17 protein-coding genes and 1 tRNA gene are annotated in these 15,020 nt (G+C 56.8%); 16 read left to right on the top strand and 2 right to left on the bottom strand.

What is annotated here, in order from left to right:
• Window positions 1-97: 97 nt before the first annotated feature.
• The 14 genes from ruvC to N7D90_RS17655 all read left to right on the top strand — a co-directional run bounded on the left by ruvC (window position 98) and on the right by N7D90_RS17655 (window position 10,187).
• Window positions 98-622 carry a crossover junction endodeoxyribonuclease RuvC gene (ruvC, locus tag N7D90_RS17720; protein ID WP_029611572.1) on the top strand — a complete coding sequence of 175 codons (525 nt, stop codon included), beginning with the start codon at window positions 98-100 and terminating at the stop codon, window positions 620-622.
• A gap of 112 nt (window positions 623-734) precedes the next feature.
• Window positions 735-1,343 (top strand): Holliday junction branch migration protein RuvA, encoded by a 609-nt coding sequence (gene ruvA, locus N7D90_RS17715; RefSeq protein ID WP_019823258.1) that lies wholly within the window; start codon window positions 735-737, stop codon window positions 1,341-1,343.
• Window positions 1,344-2,402, top strand: a complete 1,059-nt coding sequence (ruvB, locus tag N7D90_RS17710) for a Holliday junction branch migration DNA helicase RuvB (protein ID WP_261739219.1) — start codon at window positions 1,344-1,346, stop codon at window positions 2,400-2,402. It abuts the gene before it with no gap.
• 138 nt (window positions 2,403-2,540) lie between these two features.
• The gene (gene ybgC, locus N7D90_RS17705; RefSeq protein WP_261739218.1) at window positions 2,541-3,008 is read left to right on the top strand and encodes a tol-pal system-associated acyl-CoA thioesterase; all 468 of its coding nucleotides are present in this window, start codon (window positions 2,541-2,543) and stop codon (window positions 3,006-3,008) included.
• Complete coding sequence (gene tolQ / locus N7D90_RS17700; RefSeq protein WP_060694291.1) at window positions 2,998-3,693, top strand: protein TolQ; 696 nt, start codon at window positions 2,998-3,000, stop codon at window positions 3,691-3,693. Before ybgC ends, tolQ begins: the two co-directional genes overlap by 11 nt.
• A 23-nt stretch (window positions 3,694-3,716) precedes the next feature.
• Window positions 3,717-4,169, top strand: a complete 453-nt coding sequence (gene tolR, locus N7D90_RS17695) for a protein TolR (RefSeq protein ID WP_162200692.1) — start codon at window positions 3,717-3,719, stop codon at window positions 4,167-4,169.
• Complete coding sequence (gene tolA / locus N7D90_RS17690) at window positions 4,169-5,263, top strand: cell envelope integrity protein TolA (RefSeq protein WP_261739217.1); 1,095 nt, start codon at window positions 4,169-4,171, stop codon at window positions 5,261-5,263. The genes tolR and tolA overlap by 1 nt, the downstream gene beginning before the upstream one ends.
• A 47-nt stretch (window positions 5,264-5,310) precedes the next feature.
• The gene (gene tolB / locus N7D90_RS17685) at window positions 5,311-6,561 is read left to right on the top strand and encodes a Tol-Pal system beta propeller repeat protein TolB (RefSeq protein ID WP_261742473.1); all 1,251 of its coding nucleotides are present in this window, start codon (window positions 5,311-5,313) and stop codon (window positions 6,559-6,561) included.
• Between the two features lie 55 nt (window positions 6,562-6,616).
• Entirely contained in the window at window positions 6,617-7,117 is a 501-nt protein-coding gene (gene pal / locus N7D90_RS17680) for a peptidoglycan-associated lipoprotein Pal (protein WP_003441254.1), read from the top strand.
• 6 nt (window positions 7,118-7,123) lie between these two features.
• The gene (gene ybgF / locus N7D90_RS17675; protein WP_261739216.1) at window positions 7,124-7,939 is read left to right on the top strand and encodes a tol-pal system protein YbgF; all 816 of its coding nucleotides are present in this window, start codon (window positions 7,124-7,126) and stop codon (window positions 7,937-7,939) included.
• Between the two features lie 163 nt (window positions 7,940-8,102).
• Window positions 8,103-8,750, top strand: coding sequence for a 7-carboxy-7-deazaguanine synthase QueE (queE, locus tag N7D90_RS17670; protein ID WP_261739215.1), 648 nt, complete (start codon window positions 8,103-8,105; stop codon window positions 8,748-8,750).
• 1 nt (window position 8,751) lies between these two features.
• On the top strand, window positions 8,752-9,444 hold the full coding sequence (queC, locus tag N7D90_RS17665) for a 7-cyano-7-deazaguanine synthase QueC (RefSeq protein WP_261739214.1): 693 nt from the start codon (window positions 8,752-8,754) through the stop codon (window positions 9,442-9,444).
• A 74-nt stretch (window positions 9,445-9,518) separates the two neighbouring features.
• Window positions 9,519-9,594, top strand: a tRNA-Lys gene (locus N7D90_RS17660).
• 224 nt (window positions 9,595-9,818) lie between these two features.
• Window positions 9,819-10,187 carry a hypothetical protein gene (locus tag N7D90_RS17655; RefSeq protein WP_261739213.1) on the top strand — a complete coding sequence of 123 codons (369 nt, stop codon included), beginning with the start codon at window positions 9,819-9,821 and terminating at the stop codon, window positions 10,185-10,187.
• 71 nt (window positions 10,188-10,258) lie between these two features.
• Here N7D90_RS17655 and N7D90_RS17650 read toward each other — a convergent pair whose 3' ends face one another.
• Together N7D90_RS17650 and N7D90_RS17645 are read right to left on the bottom strand one after the other, a co-directional pair.
• Window positions 10,259-10,954 (bottom strand): tRNA (adenine(22)-N(1))-methyltransferase, encoded by a 696-nt coding sequence (locus N7D90_RS17650; protein ID WP_315968121.1) that lies wholly within the window; start codon window positions 10,952-10,954, stop codon window positions 10,259-10,261.
• Between the two features lie 102 nt (window positions 10,955-11,056).
• Entirely contained in the window at window positions 11,057-12,085 is a 1,029-nt protein-coding gene (locus tag N7D90_RS17645) for a LacI family DNA-binding transcriptional regulator (RefSeq protein ID WP_261739212.1), read from the bottom strand.
• Window positions 12,086-12,297: 212 nt separating this feature from the next.
• On the opposite strand from N7D90_RS17645, the gene N7D90_RS17640 reads away from it, so the two are divergent.
• Together N7D90_RS17640 and N7D90_RS17635 are read left to right on the top strand one after the other, a co-directional pair.
• On the top strand, window positions 12,298-13,629 hold the full coding sequence (locus N7D90_RS17640) for an MFS transporter (protein ID WP_261739211.1): 1,332 nt from the start codon (window positions 12,298-12,300) through the stop codon (window positions 13,627-13,629).
• A gap of 13 nt (window positions 13,630-13,642) precedes the next feature.
• Entirely contained in the window at window positions 13,643-14,998 is a 1,356-nt protein-coding gene (locus N7D90_RS17635) for an amidase (protein WP_261739210.1), read from the top strand.
• Window positions 14,999-15,020 lie beyond the last annotated feature (22 nt).

Raw genomic sequence — 15,020 nt, 5'->3', positions numbered from 1 at the left:
TCCGTCGCGATGATCGCGGCGCTGTGCACCTCCGGCTTCTGCCTTTAAGCTGTCCGGGTAAATGCCGGTGGGCGTCACTTCATAAGCTGTAGGCGTTATGACTCTTATTCTTGGTATCGATCCTGGTTCGCGAATCACCGGTTATGGCGTAGTGCGGGACACTGGGCGTGGCTGTGTGTATGTAGCATCTGGGTGTATTCGCACGGGTAGCGGCGAACTGCATGAGCGGTTGCAGATTGTTTATCGCGGGGTGCGTGAGGTTATTCAGACGTACGGTCCTGTCACCATGGGCATCGAAAAAGTCTTTATGGCGCGCAATGCCGACTCGGCGCTCAAGCTCGGGCAGGCCAGAGGTGCAGCGATTGTGGCCGGGGCCGAAGAAAACCTGGAGATCGCCGAATATTCGGCAACTCAGGTCAAGCAGGCCGTGGCAGGCACTGGTGGTGCCAACAAGGAGCAAGTGATGATGATGGTCATGCACCTGCTCAAGCTGACCTCCAAGCCGCAAATCGATGCGTCGGATGCCTTGGCGATTGCCTTGTGCCATGCGCACACGCGCTCCAGCCTGTTGCCGCATGGTTTGGGTGCTGCGCGTAGTCGTGGCGGGCGTTTGCGGCTCTGAGACGCGCTTTTTATCTGTAATTAAGCTTGCTGGCAGGGCTTCATCTGTAATGATGCGGTTCTGTCGTTCTACTTGTCAGCCATTGATCTGGCCAGAGAAAAGGATCTGAAACGTGATTGGACGCTTGCGCGGCACTCTGGCTGAAAAACAGCCGCCGCACCTGATTCTTGATGTAAACGGCCTGGGCTATGAGCTGGAAGTGCCGATGACTACGCTTTATCGGTTGCCGTCTATCGGCGAGCCGCTGACCTTGCATACCCACTTGGTGGTTCGCGAGGACGCGCAGTTGCTCTATGGTTTCATTGGCAAGCGCGAGCGCGACTTCTTCCGTGAGCTGATCCGGCTCAATGGCGTTGGTCCCAAGCTGGCCCTGGCATTGATGTCCAGCCTGGAGGTTGATGAACTTGTTCGCTGTGTGCAGGCGCAGGACACCTCGGCCTTGACCAAGGTGCCGGGGGTGGGCAAAAAGACCGCCGAGCGCTTGCTGGTTGAGTTGAAAGATCGCTTCAAGGCGTGGGAGCAAGTACCAAGCATGTTCGCCCTGGTGCCTAATCAGCCTGATGCGCCGGTGCAAGTGGCCAGCGCAGAAAGTGATGCAGTCAGTGCCTTGATCTCCTTGGGTTATAAGCCTCAAGAGGCGAGCAAGGCGGTTTCCGCTATCAAGGATAAAACGTTGAGCAGTGAAGATATGATTCGCCGCGCCCTGAAGGGAATGATTTAAGTGATTGAAGCTGATCGTCTGATAACCGCCTCAAGCGGGCGAGATCGAGAAGAAGTTCAGGATCGAGCGATTCGCCCTTTGAGTCTGGCTGACTATATAGGCCAGCCAACCGTGCGTGAGCAGATGGAGCTGTTTATCCAGGCCGCACGCGGGCGCTCGGAGTCGTTGGATCACACGCTGATTTTTGGTCCGCCCGGGCTTGGTAAAACCACGCTGGCCCATATCATTGCCCAGGAAATGGGGGTGTCGATCAAAAGCACCTCGGGCCCCGTATTGGAGCGTCCGGGGGATCTGGCCGCCTTGCTGACCAATCTTGAGCCGCACGATGTGCTGTTTATTGATGAAATCCATCGTTTGTCGCCCATTGTCGAAGAAGTGTTGTACCCGGCAATGGAGGATTTTCAGCTCGACATCATGATTGGTGAAGGGCCAGCTGCGCGCTCCATCAAGCTCGACTTGCCGCCATTCACTCTGGTGGGGGCGACGACCCGTGCCGGGATGCTGACCAACCCGCTGCGCGATCGTTTCGGGATTGTGCAACGCCTGGAGTTCTACAGCACCGACGATCTGGCGACGATTGTCAGCCGCTCGGCCGGTATCTTCGGCTTGCCGCTTGATCCTGAGGGTGCTTACGAGATTGCCCGTCGGGCTCGCGGCACACCGCGCATAGCCAACCGTCTGTTGCGCCGCGTACGGGATTTTGCCGAAGTGCGGGCCCAGGGTCATATCACCAAGCCGGTGGCTGACCTGGCGTTGAATCTGCTGGATGTCGATGAACATGGTTTTGATCATCAAGACCGGCGCTTGCTGTTGACTATGATCGAGAAGTTCGATGGTGGGCCGGTGGGTGTAGACAGCTTGGCCGCGGCAATCAGTGAAGAGCGTCATACAATCGAAGATGTACTGGAGCCCTATCTGATCCAGCAGGGTTACATCATGCGCACCCCGCGTGGTCGTGTTGTGACTCGCCATGCGTATCTACACTTCGGTTTGAACATTCCGTCGCGTTTGGGTGAGATGCCTGTAGTAGACGAATTTCTGAATGCCCTGGACGATTAATAAGCCGTTTGCGGCCGATTTTTTTAAGGTTTTTGCTGTCTCAAGGACTGGCGCTGAAAATCTTGGGTCATAAAGCCCAAGAAGCGCAAAAAAACAGTGGCTTGGCGGATTGGCAACCTGAGGAGTAAGCACTAGAGTATGCGCGCGCAAAACAGGCTTGAGCCGTTCGTACATCGCTGTCGCGTTTATTACGAGGACACCGATGCGGGTGGCGTCGTGTATTACGTAAATTATCTAAAGTTTATGGAGCGGGCTCGAACCGAAAGGCTACGGGAGATGGGCTTTGCCCAATCCGAGCTGGTGGGTGAGAACCTGTTATTTGTCGTGCATTCCAGCGAGGCGCGTTACCACGCACCGGCGCGACTGGACGATGAACTGTTGGTAAGTGCGCAAGTAATAGAACTGAACCGTGCCAGTCTGCGTTTCAAGCAGCAGGTTTGGCGGGCTGCAGATGCAACGCTGCTCTGTGAAGGGCATTTTTTGGTGGCCTGTGTGCGCGCCGATAGTTTCAAACCCCGAGCCATTCCCGAAGCTTTACGTACGGCCTTTGCCGACGTGAGCGGCGCGGGTAAACATTTAGAGCAGGAGATAAAGCGTGGAAGCTAACGTCGTCGACCATTCCTCCATGTGGAGCTTGGTCAGCAATGCCAGCATTGTTGTGCAGTTGGTAATGTTGATCCTACTGGCCGCATCGGTTACCTCGTGGGTCATGATTTTTCAGCGCAGCACCATGCTGCGCGCCGGTCGACGTGCCCTGGAAAGCTTTGAAGAGCGTTTCTGGTCGGGTATCGACCTGTCGAAGCTGTATCGTCAGGCGGGTAGCAATCCGGACCCGGACTCCGGCGTTGAACAAATCTTCCGTGCCGGTTTCAAAGAGTTCTCGCGTCTGCGTCAGCAGCCGGGCGTCGATCCTGAAGCGGTAATGGAAGGTGTTGCACGTGCCATGCGCGTAGCCATCTCCCGTGAAGAAGAAAAGCTTGAACAAAGCTTGCCGTTCCTTGCCACTGTGGGTTCTGTGAGCCCGTATATCGGTCTGTTTGGTACGGTATGGGGCATCATGAACTCCTTCCGTGGCTTGGCAACTGCTCAGCAGGCAACGCTTGCGACAGTGGCGCCAGGTATTGCCGAGGCGTTGGTTGCAACGGCCATTGGCTTGTTTGCTGCTATCCCTGCGGTAATTGCCTACAACCGTTTTGCTGCGCGTAGCGAAACCTTGATCAGCCGCTACTACACCTTCGCCGATGAATTCCAGGCGATCCTGCACCGCAAAGTGCACACCAGCGAAGAATAAGCAGGTAATTTCCAATGGCTTTAATCGCTCGAGCTCGCAAAAAGCGCAAGCCGGTTGCCGAGATGAACGTAGTGCCCTACATCGATGTGATGTTGGTGCTGCTGGTCATCTTCATGGTGACCGCTCCGATGCTCAACCAGGGTGTGAAGGTTGATTTGCCCAAGGTCTCCAGCGAGGCCTTGCCGCAAGACAACAACACTCAGGTTCTGACTATTTCGATCAAGGCTGACAAGACCTACTTCTGGAACCTTGGCAGTGAAGTTGATACCGACAAGCAGATGGACAAGGCAATGACCTTGCCTCAGATGACTGACGCGGTGACTAAAATCATTCGCGCAGGCAATGAGGGCGGCAAACACACCCAGGTCTTTATTCGCGGTGACAAAACCGTGGATTACGGTGCGGTAATGGGTGCTATGGGTGGCCTACAGAAGGCCGGGGTCGGTAACGTTGGCTTGATAACCGAGGCTCCCTGATGCGCGAACAGCGGGAGCCGTCCGCCTCTGAAAACTTTTTTTGGCCTACAGTTTGGGCGGTAGGGCTGCACGTTTTGATTTTTGGCATGCTGTTCGCCAGCTTTGCCATGACTCCGGACCTGCCGCCTTCTAAGCCGATTGTTCAGGCGACCTTGTATCAGCTGAAGTCAAAAAGTCAGGCAACCACCCAAACCAATCAAAAGATTGCGGGTGAGGCGAAGAAATCCGCCGCTCGTCAGACCGAAGTCGAGCAGATGGAACAAAAGAAGGTTGAGCAGGAAGCTGTAAAAGCCGCGGAACAAAAGAAGGAAGAGGCTGCCGAAAAGGCTGCAGAAGCCAAGAAGGCTGACGAAGCCAAGGCGAGCGAGGCCAAAAAGGCAGACGAGGCGAAGAAGTCTGATGACGCCAAGAAAGCCGAGGATGCCAAAAAGGCTACAGACGCTAAAAAAGCCGAAGAGAAAAAACTGGCAGACATAGCCAAGAAAAAATCCGAGGAAGAGGCCAAGAAGGCTGCGGAAGAAGAGGCCAAGAAAAAGGCCGCAGAAGACGCCAAGAAAAAAGCGGCTGAAGATGCGAAGAAAAAAGCAGCTGAAGACGCCAAGAAGAAGGCCGTAGCAGACGAGGCAAAGAAGAAAACTGCCGAAGATGCGAAGAAAAAGGCCGCGGCCGATGCAGCCAAGAAAAAGGCTGTAGAAGCAGCACGTAAATCGACCGAAGAGAAAAAGGCGCAAGCCTTGGCTGATTTGCTTTCCGATACGCCGCAACGCCAGCAAGCCTTGGCGGATGAGCAAGGTGATGAGGTCGCCGGTAGTTTTGATGACCTGATTCGTGCTCGTGCAGCAGAAGGGTGGGCTCGTCCGCCGTCGGCGCGCAAAAATATGACAGTGGTGCTGCAAATTGGCATGTTGCCAGATGGCACGGTAACGTCTGTGACGGTTGCCAAGTCCAGTGGTGATGGACCGTTCGATAGCTCGGCTGTGGCAGCGGTCAAAAATATTGGCCGTTTAACGGAAATGCAGGGTATGAAGCCCAGCGATTTTAATCCTTATCGATCATTCAAGATGACATTCACACCTGAGGATCTAGCCTTGTGATTAAACTTTTTCGAGGACTGCTGGTCGTCGTCTGCTGCCTGGCAGGGATGGCTGTAGCAGATGAAAAGAACATTCTGGTCACCAGTGGCAGCGACCGGGCGACACCCATTGCAGTAGTACCTTTCGGCTGGCAGGGCGGCACTGTGCTGCCGGATGACATGGCTGAAATCATTGGTAATGACCTGCGTAACTCGGGTTACTACGCGCCGATTCCAAAGCAGAACATGATTGGCTTGCCGACTCAGGCCAGCGAAGTCATTTTCCGTGACTGGAAAGCCTTGGGTGCCCAGTACGTGATGGTTGGTAATATCGTGCCCGCAGGTGGTCGCCTGCAGGTGCAATATGCCCTGTTCAACGTTGCAACCGAGCAGCCAGTGTTGACCGGCAGCGTGTCGGGTACTGCTGAGCAGTTGCGGGATATGGCGCACTACATCTCCGATCAGTCGTTTGAAAAACTGACCGGTATTAAAGGTGCATTCTCAACCCGTCTGCTTTATGTAACGGCTGAGCGTGCCAGTGCAACCAATACCCGTTACACCTTGCAGCGCTCGGATTACGATGGTGCTCGCGCCGTTACCCTGCTGCAGTCGCGTGAGCCGATCCTGTCGCCGCGTTTTGCACCAGATGGCAAGCGCATCGCTTATGTGTCGTTCGAGCAGAAACGCCCACGTATCTTTATGCAGAACATTGATACCGGTCGTCGTGAGCAGATCACCAATTTTGAAGGCCTGAACGGCGCTCCAGCATGGTCGCCGGATGGCTCCAAGCTGGCGTTCGTATTGTCCAAAGACGGCAATGCCGAGATCTATGTAATGGATCTGGCTTCTCGTGGGTTGACTCGCGTCACCAATAACCCGGCAATTGATACCGAACCGTTCTGGGGCAAGGATGGTTCAACCATCTACTTCACCTCTGACCGTGGCGGCAAACCGCAGATTTACAAGACCGCAGTTGGTAGCGGTAACGCAGAGCGCGTGACATTTATCGGGAACTACAACGCCAGTCCGAAGCTTTCGGCTGACGAAAAGACCCTGGTAATGATCCATCGTCAGGACGGTTTCACCAATTTCCGTGTTGCGGCGCAAGATATACAGCGTGGAACCGTGAAAATCCTCACAGATACCAACCTTGATGAGTCTGCTACTGTCGCACCCAACGGCACCATGGTAATCTACGCCACCCGCCAGCAGGGCCGGGGAGTCTTGATGCTCGTGTCTATTAATGGACGCGTAAGGCTCCCTCTTCCTACCGCTCAAGGCGAAGTCAGAGAACCTTCCTGGTCCCCTTACCTGAACTGACGTGGTGATAGCTGTACGTTGCACATAACACTTGGGGTTCATTAGGAGTTTTACGATGGAAATGCTGAAGTTTGGTAAATTCGCTGCGCTGGCACTGGCCATGGCTGTAGCTGTAGGTTGCTCGTCCAAAGGCGGCGACAATGCCGGTGAAGGCGCTGCTGTTGATCCAAACGCTGGTTACGGCGCAAACACTGGCGCTGTTGATGGCTCCCTGAGCGAAGAAGCTGCTCTGCGCGCTATCACTGTTTTCTACTTCGAATACGATTCTTCGGACCTGAAACCAGAAGCAATGCGCGCTCTGGACGTTCACGCTAAAGACCTGAAAGCTAACGGCGCTCGCGTTGTTCTGGAAGGTAACACTGACGCCCGTGGTACTCGTGAGTACAACATGGCACTGGGCGAGCGTCGTGCGAAAGCCGTTCAACGCTACCTGGTACTGCAAGGTGTTTCTCCAGCACAGCTGGAGCTGGTGTCCTACGGTAAAGAGCGTCCAATCGCTACTGGCAACGACGAACAGTCGTGGGCTCAAAACCGTCGCGTCGAACTGCGTAAGTAATTCGTCATGCGAACGTGCCGCCGTGCTGTAACTATTCTGACTCTCAGCCTCATGCCGCTAGCGGCATGGGCTGCGGTTCCTGTGGTCGATGACAACTCTGGCTATAACAATAGCGGGGGGAGTTATCCATCACCGGGTTATGGTGCGAGCGGCGCCTATGCCGGGGGAGGGGTTTCGGCCCCTGTCTCGGCACAGGGCGAGCTGTTCAACCAGCTGCAACAAATGCAGGAACAGATTGCACGCCAACAGGGTGTGATCGAAGTTCTGCAAAATGATATATCTCGCATGAAACAAGAAAGCCTGGAGCGATACCAGGAACTTGATCGGCGTATTGGTTCTGGCATTGCTCCTGCTGCCGCTCCTGATAATTCCTCTGCTGGTGGTAATGCCGCCGGTAATACAGCAGCGCCTGCACCTCAGGTTGCTGCCAGTTCGGAACCTGGTGATCCGGCGAAAGAAAAGCTCTATTACGATGCTGCTTTCGACCTGATCAAAGCCAAGGATTTCGACAAGGCCAGCCAGGCATTTACAGCCTTTCTGCGCAAATATCCAAACAGCCAATATGCGGGCAATGCCCAATACTGGTTGGGTGAAGTGAATCTCGCCAAAGGTGATCTGCAAGCCGCTGGCCAGGCATTTGCCAAGGTCAGTCAGCTGTATCCCAAGCATGCGAAAGTACCTGATTCACTGTACAAACTTGCTGATGTAGAGCGCCGCCTGGGTCATACCGACAAGGTCAAAGGCATCTTGCAGCAGGTTGTAGCTCAGTATCCGGGTACTTCGGCTGCTCAGCTGGCTCAGCGCGATTTGCAGCGCATGTAAGCAATAACCGGCTTTGATCGAGAAACCCGCGCCTGTCGCGGGTTTTTTCGTTAGAATCCACGCCCTTTTATGAAATACGCTCTTTTGAATCCTGCGTAAGCAGATTCTCTGGGGTGCCTGACGGAGGCGGACAGCCTGTTTAGCTGTTACGCCCGTGGCGACTATGCAAGACACATTGAGAATTACCGAAGTTTTTTACTCGTTGCAGGGTGAAACGCGAACGGCTGGGCTGCCCACCGTTTTTGTACGCCTGACCGGATGCCCTTTGCGCTGCGGTTACTGTGACAGCGCTTACGCCTTCAGCGGCGGGACTGTGCGCCCCCTTGACGACATCCTCCAGCAAGTTGCCGGCTTTCGCCCGCGTTACGTGTGCGTGACCGGTGGCGAACCACTGGCCCAGCCCAATGCCATTCCTCTGCTAAAGCAGCTCTGCGATGCGGGCTACGAAGTCTCGATCGAGACCAGTGGTGCTCTTGATATCTCGGCGGTCGATCCGCGTGTCAGTCGTGTTCTTGACTTGAAAACGCCGGGCTCAAAAGAGTCCCATCGCAACCTTTACGAAAACATCGCGTTGCTGACACCCAATGATCAGGTCAAGTTTGTGATCTGCTCTCGGGAAGACTACGACTGGGCGGTGTCCAAGTTGATCGAGTATGGTTTGGAGCGGCGGGCGGGCGAAGTGCTGTTTTCGCCGAGCCACCATGATTTGCCAGCCCGCGATCTGGCGGACTGGATCGTGGCGGATAACTTGCCAGTACGCTTGCAGATGCAACTGCACAAATATCTATGGAATGACGAGCCGGGGCGCTGAAATGACCGAACAAACTGTTGTCACCGAAAAAAGAGCCGTGATCTTGCTGTCTGGCGGCCTCGACTCAGCGACCGTGGTGGCTATGGCCCGTGCTGAAGGCTATAGCTGCTACACCATGAGTTTTGATTACGGCCAGCGTCACCGCGCTGAGCTGGACGCAGCTGCACGTGTTGCACGGGACTTGGGCGCGGTTGAGCATAAAGTGATTGGCCTGAACCTGGACGGTATTGGCGGCTCAGCCCTGACTGACAGCTCGATAGACGTACCAGAAGCCCCGAGTGAGGGCATCCCGGTCACCTACGTGCCAGCGCGCAATACTGTGTTCCTGTCTCTGGCCCTGGGTTGGGCTGAAGTGCTGCAAGCGCGAGATATCTTTATTGGCGTCAACGCAGTGGATTACTCGGGTTACCCGGATTGCCGCCCGGAGTTTGTTGAAGCGTTTGAGGTCATGGCCAACCTGGCGACCAAGGCCGGGGTAGAGGGGCAGGGTTTTAGTATCAAGGCGCCTCTGCAAAACATGAGCAAGGCTCAAATCGTACAAGCCGGTGTGAAGCTGGGTGTGGACTACGCATTGACCGTTTCTTGCTACCAGGCAGACGCCCAGGGTCGTGCGTGTGGCAAGTGCGATAGCTGCCGCCTGCGTGCAGAAGGCTTTGCAGCCGCCGGAATTACTGACCCAACCCGGTATTTTTGAATTATTTCGAATTTATTTCTAACAAGGTGTTGAATTCTCGTTAGAAATCAGTATTATACGTCCCACAACGAAGCGGGTCGTTAGCTCAGTTGGTAGAGCAGTTGGCTTTTAACCAATTGGTCGTAGGTTCGAATCCCACACGACCCACCATATAGCAACACCAAAACAGCCGGTCTAATCCTCAGGATTAACCGGCTTTTTTGTGCCTGCGATTTGGTCAGGCGCGGGTATGGATGCAGTAGAAAGCACATTCCTTGCAACGTGCTGCGTAGGAAGTGATGCACCTGAAAATAGGAAATTTCACTCGATTAAAGCCAGAGCCATGGTCTTTGGGCGGTAGTTAAATAGGCATCCTCACTACAGAGGGTTATGCCATGGCCAAGGGGTTGATGGTTTCGTTTCGTGACGAGGTGCTTCGCAAAGGACTTGAGTCCACGTTGCCCTGCAACTTGAGTGATAAATGGTTGGGTGTGCTGGCTGCACAGTTGGAAGCGTACTTTGAGCAGGATGTAGAGGATGCACTGTCTCTGCCCCTTGCAGCGGTGCTGCATATCTTGTGCTCCAAAAGTGGAGGCGAGGCCGTCACGGTCTCACAAGACAGGCTTTTCGAGCATCTATGTGATTATCGTATTGAACTGGGGCTGGAAGAGATCAGACGAAAAACAGAGATGGGGAATGAGCCGGTCAGTCTGCAGGCGATTTTTACGAATCGGACTGTCACGTTTCATGGTGCGGGGGATTAGTCGTCCAGTGTCAATGAACAAGGTGTCGTGGTTGGCGTCCTGGATTGAGCCCTGGGAGGTGCAGGGCCCGCTCAAGCCAGCAGTTCGGTAATCCAGCGTACCTGTTGGGCGATGTCTTGCACCTTTGCTTCGGGTACTGCCTGCTGCGCTCGGGCGATGTTGTTCAGGTTTTTTTGCTTCTGGCGCAGCATGCGCTGCCACTTGTGCAGGAACTCCGGGCTGCGGGCCTGCATTTGCAGTGGGCCGAAGTACAGTTCTTCGCCTGTGTATGTCACTGGCCCGGTGCGCTCGGCGACGATGATTTCGTAGTCGAACCGATTTTCTCGCAGCAGTTCCTCGTAGAGGATGCAGTAGTCGTTTTCCATCAGCCATTGGCGCAGTGGTTGTTCGCCGCCGTTGGGCTGCAGGATCAAGCGCTCCCGGCCGCTCAGGTGGGCCTTGCCGTTGTCGAGGATGTCGCGGATGGTTTCGCCGCCCATGCCGCAGATGCTGATCGCGGTAATCCCGTCGCCCGGTTCGATCGCTGCCAGGCCGCTGGCCTGACGCACGGTGATGCGCTGTTCCAGGCTGTTGTCGCGTACGGTGCGCTTGGCTGAGAGGAACGGCGTCAATGCCACCTCGCCAGCCACCGCCGCCGCGATGACGCCACGCCGCATCAACGCCACCGGCAGATAGGCGTGATCCGAGCCGATATCGGCCAGGTGCGCATCTGCTGGTATATGTGCAGCCACGCGCTCCAGGCGCATGGACAATGTATGTTGGTTCAACTGCAGTTCCTTTTCACCGCGAAGGTTCAGTACCTAGGCCTTGGCGCGGGTAATGTGATTGACCGAGCTTGTGCGCTTCAGCGCCCACCCGCCTGGCTAAGCTCAGCGCAGCAGCGAGGAGCTCGCCCGCACCTGTAGCTGCGGGGTCAGGGTGATCGACTCGCAGGCCTCGCCCTTGATGCGCTTGAGCAGCAGTTGCACGGCATGCTGACCCATTTCTGCCAGCGGCAGGCGCACGCTGGTCAGCGGCACCATCAGCTCGTTGGCCAGCGGGGTGTCGTTGAAGCCGACCACGGCAATGTCTTTTCCGGGCATCAAGCCCTTGTCGCGTGCGGCTCCCATCAAGCCGATGGCGAGGAAGTCGTTGACCGCGAAAAACGCCTGCGGCCGTGGGTTCAGGCCCAACAGGTACTCGCCTTGCTTGTGTCCGGTGAGGCTGTCAAAAGGGCCATTGAGGGTCCACTCCGGGCGCAGCGTGATGCCTTGTTCACGGTAAAACCGGGTAAAACCGCGGGTGCGGTCGGCCCCGGTGGAGGCATGCCGTTCGCCCGCCAGAATTGCCACATCGCGACAACCCAGCTGGTACAGGTGCTCGGCCGCCAGCCAGCCACCCAACTCATCGTCACTGCATGCCGCCAGATGCCCGGCAATCTGGCGGCTGACCAGCACGTAGGGGATGTGCTTGCGAGTCAGCAGATCGAGCAAGGGCTGGGTTTCGCCAACGTGTGAATCACCCACGATCAACCCGGCCACCGAGCGACGCAAGGCATGTTCGGCACGCGCCATCTGGCGCTGCGGCTGGTCGTCGGTATTGGAGACGAAAGTCAGGTAGCCGGCCTGCTCGGCCGCGCTGTCGATGCTGTCGTAGATAGTCGCCATCACCAGGTCGGTGAGGCGCGGCATGAGCACGCAGATTTCCTGACTTTTACGCAACTTCAGGTTGGATGCCTGCGTGTTCGGTCGATAATCCAGCTCTTTTGCCAATGCGCGAATCCGCGCCACAACTTCGGCCGACGCCGCTCGCTCGACCCCGGCGGGGTCGCCATTGAGCACCCGTGACACCGTGGAAACGTGCACTCCGAGTGCAGTCGCCATGGACTTCAGGGTGGCGGGGCGGGATTGATTCGGCATGTTCAAGAGGCTTCCAGCAGTCTGTTATTCAGCGCGCGAATTCTACCCGAACATGGGGCATCGCCCCGGAATTAAATCTTTACCCAAACGTTTGACTAAAACTTTTCTTCGCTCTACATTTCGCCAACCCAAACGTTTGGGTAAAACAATAAAAATACGCCGAGTCCGGCCGACTTTTTGACTTCTGCCATCACTTGAAGAGTCAGATTCCTATGAATAACCCAGTGATTCCGTCTTTCCGCTACCAGATTTTTTTCCTGATCATGCTGATGGCACTGCTCAACTACATCGACCGCGGCGCGATTGCCTACGCCTCGGCGAGCATTCTTCCGGAGTACGGTTTCGACAAGGCCGACTGGGGCAATGTCCTGGGTTACTTCGGTTACGGCTACATCCTTGGTGCGTTGATCGGCGGGATCCTCGCTGACCGTTTTGGTGCCAAGCGCATCTGGCTGATTGCCGGTGCCACCTGGTCGGTCTTCGAAATCGCCACGGCGTTTGCCGGTGATTTCGGGCTGGCGTTCCTGGGTGGTTCGGCCATGGCCGGTTTCGCCACCATCCGCGTGATGTTCGGCTTTGCCGAGGGGCCAGCGTACTCGGTGATCAACAAGAGCGTGGCCAACTGGGCGACCCCCAAGGAGCGCGGCTTCGTGGTTTCGGTCGGTTTGCTGAGTACACCGTTGGGTGCGTTGTTGACTGCCCCGGTGGCGGTGGGCCTGCAAACGCTGACCGGCGACTGGCGCAGCATGTTCGTGGTGCTGGGCGTGGTCAGCCTGGCACTGCTGATCTTCTTCATGACGCGCTTCACCAACACCCCCGAGGAAAACCCGCGCGTGTCCAAAGCCGAGCTGGACTTTCTGCGCAAGGAGCGTGCCGACGCGACCAATGCCTCGATCCCAACGAGCAGCGTTGCGCCGGTCTGGCACTTCTTCAAGAACAAGGACCTGTTGCTTAATGCAATCGGCTACTTCTCGTTTGTGTACGTAACCTTTCTGTTGCTGACCTGGACCCCCAAATACCTGCAGGACGAGTTCCATTACAACCTCTCGTCGCTGTGGTACATGGGCATGATTCCGTGGACCGGCGCCTGCTTCACCGTGTTGCTGGGCGGCAAGATTTCCGACCTGTTGCTGCGCCGCACCGGCAATCTGAAAGTGGCCCGCAGCTGGCTGGCTGCGACCTGCCTGTTGTTGACCACGTTGTGTTTTATCCTCGTATCGCAGGCCCAGACCGTGTGGGGCGTGATTGCCCTGATGACCTTGGCCAACGCCCTCAACGCGCTGCCCAACTCGGTGTACTGGGCCGTGGTGATCGACACCGCGCCGTCCAACCGGGTTGGCGCCTACAGTGGCATGACCCACTTTATCGCCAACACCGCTTCGTTCATTGCCCCAATGCTCACCGGTTACCTGACCGTTCGTTACGGTTACTCCTCGATGTTTGTGGCGGCTGCGGTGGCCACGGCGCTGGGGATGAGCGCAATGCTGATGGTGCGTCCCGGTGGACGGCAGGCTGTTCCTTCCCCTATCCCCGCAGTTGTTTGATGGAGTTGTCTGTATGAACCTGGCGAAGCCTACCCACGCTGGATATTTTTTTGGCCAATCAGTCACCACGCTGGCCGAACGCCTGCGCGCGGGCAGCCTGACGAGTGTCGAGTTGACCCAGGCGGCTTTGGACAGCATCGAGCGCCTGAATCCGCTCTTGAACGCATTTGTTCAGGTCGATGCACCCATCGCACTGGCTCAGGCCCGCAGGGCCGATGAGTTGTTGGCCCAAGGTCAGGACCTGGGCCCGCTGCAGGGCATTCCGGTAGCGGTCAAAGACAACATCGACACGTTCGACTACGTCACCACCTATGGTTCGGCACATTTCGAAGGCTTCAAGCCGAACGCCGATGCGCTGTGTGTGCAGCGGTTGCGCGAGGCGGGGGCGGTGATTGTGGGCAAGACCTTGACCCACGAATTTGCCTACGGTCCGACCGGCGACCGTTCGCTGCAGGGCGCGGCCCGCAACCCGTGGGATGCGCGTTGCATCACGGGCGGCTCCAGCGCAGGCAGCGCCGCTGCAGTTGCCAGCGGTATGGTGCCGCTGGCGCTGGGCACCGACACCGGCGGATCGATCCGGATTCCGGCGGCATTGTGCGGCGTGGTCGGCTTCAAGCCATCGTTTGCCAGCGTACCGCTGGAGGGCGTGTTCCCGCTGTCATCGAGCCTCGACCACGTGGGCCCGATCGCCAACTTCGTCGAGGATGCGCGTCTGCTGTTCGAAGTGATTGCAGGACGCGCCTGCGTCTCGCAGGCCAATCCTCGGCCGTTGCGGGTGGGCTGGATTACCACGGGCAGCTTCGGCCCGGTCGACGCCGAGGTGGATCGCCAGGCATATCAGGCGGCGCAACAGTTGTTTGGCGATACGTTGCAGGAGACTGCAGAGCTGGCGCCGCTGGCGGGAGGAATGAAAGACACCTTGCTGGTTCTGCAACGCGCCGAGGCCTTCGACGTCCATGCCGAGCGCATGCAGGATGCGCCGCACAAGTTTGAGCAGGAGGTACGCGAACGTCTTGAGTTGTCGCGCGAGGTCAGGGGGTGGCAATACATTCGTGCCCAGGCTGGCCAGGAGCAGTACAAGGCGGCCATGGCGCGTTTATTCGAGCGCTATGACTTCCTGGTCTCGCCCAGCGTACCTGTCACCGCAACCGAGGTTGATGCGCGTGAGGTTCGGGTTGGTGAACAGGACATTGATGTACGCGGTGCAGTGCTTAGCTACACCAGTGCCTGGAACCTTACCGGGTTACCGGCGATCAGCCTGCCTGTGGGGCAGGTGAGGGGGATGCCGGTAGGGCTGCAAGTGATTGGCCCCGCAGGCGCAGATGATCGTTTGTTGCAGGTGTTGGCCAAGCTGTTCGTGCGGGGCTAGGTCACCCGCACAAACCCTGTAG

Source organism: Pseudomonas fragi (assembly GCF_025426255.1).
Classification (GTDB): Bacteria; Pseudomonadota; Gammaproteobacteria; order Pseudomonadales; family Pseudomonadaceae; genus Aquipseudomonas; species Aquipseudomonas kulmbachensis.
Note: the sequence above shows the minus strand (reverse complement) of the source record. Positions and strands in the feature narration are given on the sequence as shown.

Bases quoted from the DNA above. Each gene is read 5' to 3' on its own strand.
- ruvC (WP_029611572.1), top strand. From the start codon at position 98: ATGACTCTTATTCTTGGTATCGATCCTGGTTCGCGAATCACCGGTTAT.
- ybgC (WP_261739218.1), top strand. From the start codon at position 2,541: ATGCGCGCGCAAAACAGGCTTGAGCCGTTCGTACATCGCTGTCGCGTT.
- tolA (WP_261739217.1), top strand. From the start codon at position 4,169: ATGCGCGAACAGCGGGAGCCGTCCGCCTCTGAAAACTTTTTTTGGCCT.
- tolB (WP_261742473.1), top strand. From the start codon at position 5,311: ATGGCTGTAGCAGATGAAAAGAACATTCTGGTCACCAGTGGCAGCGAC.
- pal (WP_003441254.1), top strand. From the start codon at position 6,617: ATGGAAATGCTGAAGTTTGGTAAATTCGCTGCGCTGGCACTGGCCATG.
- ybgF (WP_261739216.1), top strand. From the start codon at position 7,124: ATGCGAACGTGCCGCCGTGCTGTAACTATTCTGACTCTCAGCCTCATG.
- queE (WP_261739215.1), top strand. From the start codon at position 8,103: ATGCAAGACACATTGAGAATTACCGAAGTTTTTTACTCGTTGCAGGGT.
- queC (WP_261739214.1), top strand. From the start codon at position 8,752: ATGACCGAACAAACTGTTGTCACCGAAAAAAGAGCCGTGATCTTGCTG.
- N7D90_RS17655 (WP_261739213.1), top strand. From the start codon at position 9,819: ATGGCCAAGGGGTTGATGGTTTCGTTTCGTGACGAGGTGCTTCGCAAA.
- N7D90_RS17645 (WP_261739212.1), bottom strand. From the start codon at position 12,085: ATGCCGAATCAATCCCGCCCCGCCACCCTGAAGTCCATGGCGACTGCA.
- N7D90_RS17640 (WP_261739211.1), top strand. From the start codon at position 12,298: ATGAATAACCCAGTGATTCCGTCTTTCCGCTACCAGATTTTTTTCCTG.
- N7D90_RS17635 (WP_261739210.1), top strand. From the start codon at position 13,643: ATGAACCTGGCGAAGCCTACCCACGCTGGATATTTTTTTGGCCAATCA.